Here is a 5277-nt window from a genome sequence, read left to right on the forward strand (position 1 = left end):
TCAGGAACATTTGTTTACCTACCAGAGAATAACATGCTTGGTTTCATTCACCCAAGTGAACGGAAATTGCAAGGAATATCCACTTGTTCGATTTTAACATAATATCTCCTGATGCTCATTAAAAATCAGTTATAAAACAGCTTTTATAGTGCTTTACCTTTCAACCCGACGGTTCCTTTTTTCAATTTCATTCATTGATTATCCTCCCGTTGTTTAAATATAGTTAAATCTATTTGAACAGCCTCATCCCTAGATTCCATTAGTATTGAAATTCCATAGATTGTTCCACTAGAGTACCTTACTCTGATTCTACAGGTTGTATCCTCTGGCATATCGTACTTATTTTTAAGATATTTATAGAGGTCAGAATGATTTTCTGGTTCATAGATAATATCACGAAGCTCTGTTTCTGCACTCTTAAAGGTTTCTTTTATATTCAAGGAAGCGAAATAATCTCTTTGTACTACCAAATTAAGAATTTCTTCATCATATAAAGGAGTTACCTCCGACCCATAATTTAACTTCCCATTAGAGTAAGTAACAGGAACTGTTTCTTTATTATCCCCAATTTTTATTGTATAGTCACCCTTAATGTCAGATTGGCTAGTATCTAAGAATACTTTATAATCCTTTACTACGTTTCCACTCTCTATATAAATACTATTTTTGTAAAGCTTTAATCCATTAAACTCCTTCTTGTCTTGCTCTAAAAATTTAAATATAGGTTCAAACGTTTTTTCAAATTCGTACTGTTCCTTTGTTCTGTTTTTGGGAATGGTCTCACCACCCAAACTACATCCAGTCAGTGTATAAAGAGTCAGGACCATTAACATCACACTAACAACCCAAAATAAGCGTTTATTTTCCTTCATCTCTTTCTCCTAAACATTCTATGCCTATTATAACATAAAAAAGAGCGTTTCCGCTCCCTTTATCACTCAGGTAATTCTACCTTCAAAATCATATCCGTTGGTTGTAATACCTTCTGAACAGCTGCGAGAAAGGCTAGTCCATTATCCGATGGAGAATATTGGAAGGTGATATGGATGACTTTTTTATCAAAGCTATCGCCATATCGATCCACATACTGCTTACTTTCGAGGAAGTAGATATAGTTGTTGAGTTTTTCTTGCAGTTTCAACAAATGTTCTTCTTCAGTATCTGGAAGCCAAAGATTGCCATCTATTAATAAAAGTTCCAAGTCTGTGTCACTCGTTCCGATTGCATCAATTTCTGAAACATCTAACTGAATAAGAGATTCTTTTATCCAAAATGTCGTTTTTATCAAACGATAAAGTCGATCTATTGCATCACTTTCATTTTTAAATTCGTCTCTTATCCAGATATCTTGGCGCTCATTAACCTCATATACTTTATATTGACTAGATTTCTCATCGTAATAGTATCCCAAAGTAAATTGACCTCCATATCGCTCATCAAGCGCAATATGAAATATCCCCATCTTATCTCTATGTTGATTAATGAAATTTACCAGTTCTTGTTTTGTCATTTAAAATTCCTCCACAACTCTCACATTCAATATGGCGTTTGCTATAGCTCCACTACCTTAGGTGGATTGTAGTATTTTTCCTTGAATTCCTTAAGAATCTTCTCTACCTTTTCTTCATCACACTGTCTGTATAACGGACTACGGTCTAATACATTACATAGTCTTTCATAGGTATAAGTACGTTTCTGTTCATCTGATAATTTTGAAATACTTTCTATAATATTTCTTACCAACTCATCTGTTTCAATAACAAAGGGAAGGCTTGTATATCTTCTTAAACGACTGCCTTGCATAGAAATATAATCAGTTACCTTATCTAATTTGACTAGGTCAACCGATAAACTAAAATCTTTCAAGATATCAAAGGTTCTGCGCGCTATATCCCTGTCACCTTCTGCATACAGAGGGAATAAGCAATATTCCATCAATACACTAATATCTGTACTATCCACTTCATAAGAATCCCGTTCTCGTATACGATATTTTGCATCTGTGCCTAAAAAGGCTTCTTCCTCTTTTCCTTCTCTCATCACATTACGATAAAAATTAATAAAAGATTGATAATCTTTAGGCTCTGGTAATTCATATATTTTCATTTAGTTACTCCATTGATTAATTCTAAAAATTCCTTCAATTTGCTCAATTTTATTAGTGCCTGGTTCATAGACGCGTGGATTTTTGATTTCATAATAGCCTTGACGTTCAATCGCAGATAGAAAATCATCGTAAGAATGCCCCTTTGTGTCAATCGTTGGCATAAGTAGTTCGCTATTTAGAAATGCTAAATAATCTTTTTATAAATATAGTCTCATTATACCACAAAAAGAGAGCGTTTCCGCTCCCTTTTTTACTCTGGCAATTCTACCTTCAAGATCATATCCGTCGGTTGCAATACCTGCTGAACAGCTGCGAGGAAGGCTAAGCCATTATCAGATGGAGAATACTGGAATGTGATATGGATGACTTTTTTGTCAAATTGATCACCATATCGCTCCACATACTGCTTACTTTCGAGGAAGTGAATGTAATTATTCATTTTTTCTTGCAGAATTTCCAGATGGACTGCTTCTATCTCTTCCTCCCAGCCAACTGGATCAACTAGAAGAAGTTCCAAATGATTATCAACTATACCAATTGCATCAAGTTCGCTAGGTTCCAGTTCTGAAACAATGGCTTGAGTGACAATTTGTTTAAATTCCTCTGCTGTAAAAAGACGACGAGTATTTCCTGGGTTTTTTAAAATAAAAGAAGGATGATTTTCGATGAAGAGCTTACCAGACTCATCTTGTGTATACTGCTTTTTAGATTTCCAAAAACCATAATCTGCATAATTCATCAACTCTTTACCAGTATGTTCTCCCGACATATAACTATCTGCAGCTTCTTTGGGGATTTCTTGAACTACTTCTGGCATGGTAATATTAAAAGTTGGATAACGCAAGAAATACTTATCACCATCTTGACAAATTTCCAACATATCTTTTTGACTTACATAAATTGATTCCATTCTTATCTCCTTTGTCTTTTACCAAATGTCTATATTTATTCCCTATTTTGAGGCTGTTTATATGAAGTCATCCTCTTTACCATAAAGGCCAGCGCCCCGTTTCAGCATAAATCATGACTTCGTATGCTCCCCTAGAAGATTCAAATGCTCTATCCATCAGTTCTTTAGTAATAGGATAGCGAACTTCTGGCCCCATGGCTCCTCCAACTTCTTTAAAGAAGCTAATTTCGTAATAACCATCTGTCTCATATACAATAAATCCATTGCCTCTATGTACAATCGTATCCGATTGATTACAATCTTCTAACTCATCTGCTTTAGGCCAACGATGATGTTCACAATAAAACATTACTTCTAAAGAATCTTTTTCTGATTTTGAAACACGTTCTGCTAATTCCTGGCTAATGGGAAAGTTAAGCACTTCTTTCCCTCTACTCCACAGAATCTCATAATCCTTATTGTTTTTTAATACCGTACAATTTTTGTATTGCAGCATTTCTATTGTCATATACATCGACTTTCTTTACTTTTTTAATTCTTCTCTATCATAGGCAAAAAAGATCTAGTTGGTGCGAGCATTTCTTATCAAGCTCCCCATGATCTTCTTTCGCTTGTGCAAATTATTGGCTAAACACAAATAGACAATAAACAAAAGCATCGAGTGGAAAAATAATGGCAAAAAACTAGGATATAACAGGAATACGACTAAAGATACTAACAAACTAATAAAGCTACCACGAATTACGGAAGAAACAACAGCTCCACTTTTCTTTACTACTTCTAGGAATTCTAAGTACTCCAAATCTGTAAATAGAGCCGGATACAAATCCAAATCTTTCTTAAAATAGACATCCAGCAATTTCCCGAAAAGTAAGGAAAGACAAGAGAATAAAACCAAATAAAGATACTTGTGAGCAGATATACTAAAGATTGTTAATCCATTCAGAAATCTGATAAAAGGAAGAAATAGCAATACCAGAGAAAGAATAACGTACTGTTGACTCTTAGAAGTTCTTTCTGGAATCGAAAAAAACAATTTCTTTGTCTTTAAGTCATAGTAAACTAATTTGTTCTTAAACTCTCCTAGATGAACTAGTCCAGTATAATGTTTATTCTTTTCTATCATTTCCACTCCCTTTCTAACCATAATCAAATGATATAAGCTTTTTCATAGCTTCAGTGAACTGGATTAGAGCTCTCTAATATCTGGAATTCAGTTTCATTATATATCTCTTTTACTTGAGTAGCGATACATAATCATCTGGAAGTTTGCCTCTCCAGTCAATCCACATTTGCACAGCAATTGGAATTAATCTTTCAAGCTCTTCCTGAGTAAATAACTCTCTAGTTTCAGGTAAATCAATTAATGATGTCGGACTCTCTTCTATAAATCGTTTCTCACTAGCTTTCTTTTCTTCTTCCGTCGGTGGCCAACAATCGTTTTGAACCTTCCAAGATATTTCAAGTAGAGTCCGTTCTCCACTCTCTAGTAAGGTAAATAATTCTTGTGGTAATTCATAGACAACTAACCAAGAAGCTACGGTTCCCTCTTCTGAAACTAAATAATACTTGTTATCATTTCTCCAGATGGATTTTCCGTAACCTTTTACTTCTTCGAATTGGATAACATCTTCCCATTGTAGTTTTGTTGGTTTCATTTTATACCTTCCTTACTTAAGTGGTGATACATAATCATCTGGAAATTTGCCTTCAGATTCGATCCAAATCGTCTCTGCAATAGGCATTAACTCTTTTAATTCTTCTTGTGTAAAAAGTAATTGATTTTTCGGATTAGCTATCAGTATCTTTGGTCGTTCTTTGGCTCTTCCTCTTTTTATTTTATTGATTTCTTCTTCCATCGGTGGCCAACGATCGTGCTTAATCTTCCAAGATATTTCGAGTAGCGATCTCTCTCCACTTTCTAATAAGGCAAACAGCTCATTTGGTAATTTATAAACTACACGCTGAGGGGCAATTCCTCCCTCCTCATCAACATAATAAAGATGATTACCATCTCTCCAGATATGCTGACCGTAACCTTTTACCTCTTCAAATTGGATAACATCTTCCCATTGTAGTTTTGTTGGTTTCATTTGTATTTTCCCTTTTCTTATAACCCTTTCAGACTAAACTAGTAGAGCACTCATAATCTTTTTTATTTGGTATTCCAACATGATAGAACTACCTTAAAAATCAATGTTAACGTTTCCCATTATTATACCATACAAGCGCTTGATATGAGGGGTTTGCTAGTTAAAAA

At 34.5% G+C, this 5277-nt stretch carries 7 protein-coding genes and 2 pseudogenes; 1 reads left to right on the forward strand and 8 read right to left on the reverse strand.

Annotation, left to right across the window (positions count from 1 at the left end; genetic code table 11):
* Positions 1-63: pseudogene (locus tag GMD6S_RS13115) on the forward strand (hypothetical protein); the annotation flags it as partial.
* Positions 64-191: 128 nt separating this feature from the next.
* Here the strand turns inward: GMD6S_RS13115 and GMD6S_RS08120 are convergent.
* From GMD6S_RS08120 to GMD6S_RS08155, 8 genes and pseudogenes are all read right to left on the reverse strand, one after another.
* Entirely contained in the window at positions 192-872 is a 681-nt protein-coding gene (locus GMD6S_RS08120) for a hypothetical protein (protein ID WP_000662241.1), read from the reverse strand.
* Between the two features lie 62 nt (positions 873-934).
* On the reverse strand, positions 935-1510 hold the full coding sequence (locus tag GMD6S_RS08125; protein ID WP_000165997.1) for a DUF6572 domain-containing protein: 576 nt from the start codon (positions 1508-1510) through the stop codon (positions 935-937).
* 41 nt (positions 1511-1551) lie between these two features.
* On the reverse strand, positions 1552-2106 hold the full coding sequence (locus GMD6S_RS08130; RefSeq protein WP_000708259.1) for an NAD glycohydrolase inhibitor: 555 nt from the start codon (positions 2104-2106) through the stop codon (positions 1552-1554).
* Positions 2107-2271 (reverse strand): annotated as a pseudogene (locus GMD6S_RS12735) (hypothetical protein); the annotation flags it as partial.
* Between the two features lie 86 nt (positions 2272-2357).
* On the reverse strand, positions 2358-3017 hold the full coding sequence (locus GMD6S_RS08135) for a DUF6572 domain-containing protein (RefSeq protein ID WP_000443989.1): 660 nt from the start codon (positions 3015-3017) through the stop codon (positions 2358-2360).
* Between the two features lie 76 nt (positions 3018-3093).
* Positions 3094-3525, reverse strand: a complete 432-nt coding sequence (locus GMD6S_RS08140) for a hypothetical protein (protein ID WP_008278436.1) — start codon at positions 3523-3525, stop codon at positions 3094-3096.
* Positions 3526-4252: 727 nt separating this feature from the next.
* A complete protein-coding gene (locus GMD6S_RS08150; RefSeq protein ID WP_000805164.1) occupies positions 4253-4675 on the reverse strand; it encodes a hypothetical protein in 423 nt (140 codons plus the stop codon).
* 12 nt (positions 4676-4687) lie between these two features.
* Entirely contained in the window at positions 4688-5110 is a 423-nt protein-coding gene (locus tag GMD6S_RS08155) for a hypothetical protein (RefSeq protein WP_000805166.1), read from the reverse strand.
* Positions 5111-5277: the final 167 nt, after the last annotated feature.

The sequence above is a fragment of the Streptococcus sp. GMD6S genome, assembly GCF_000297015.1.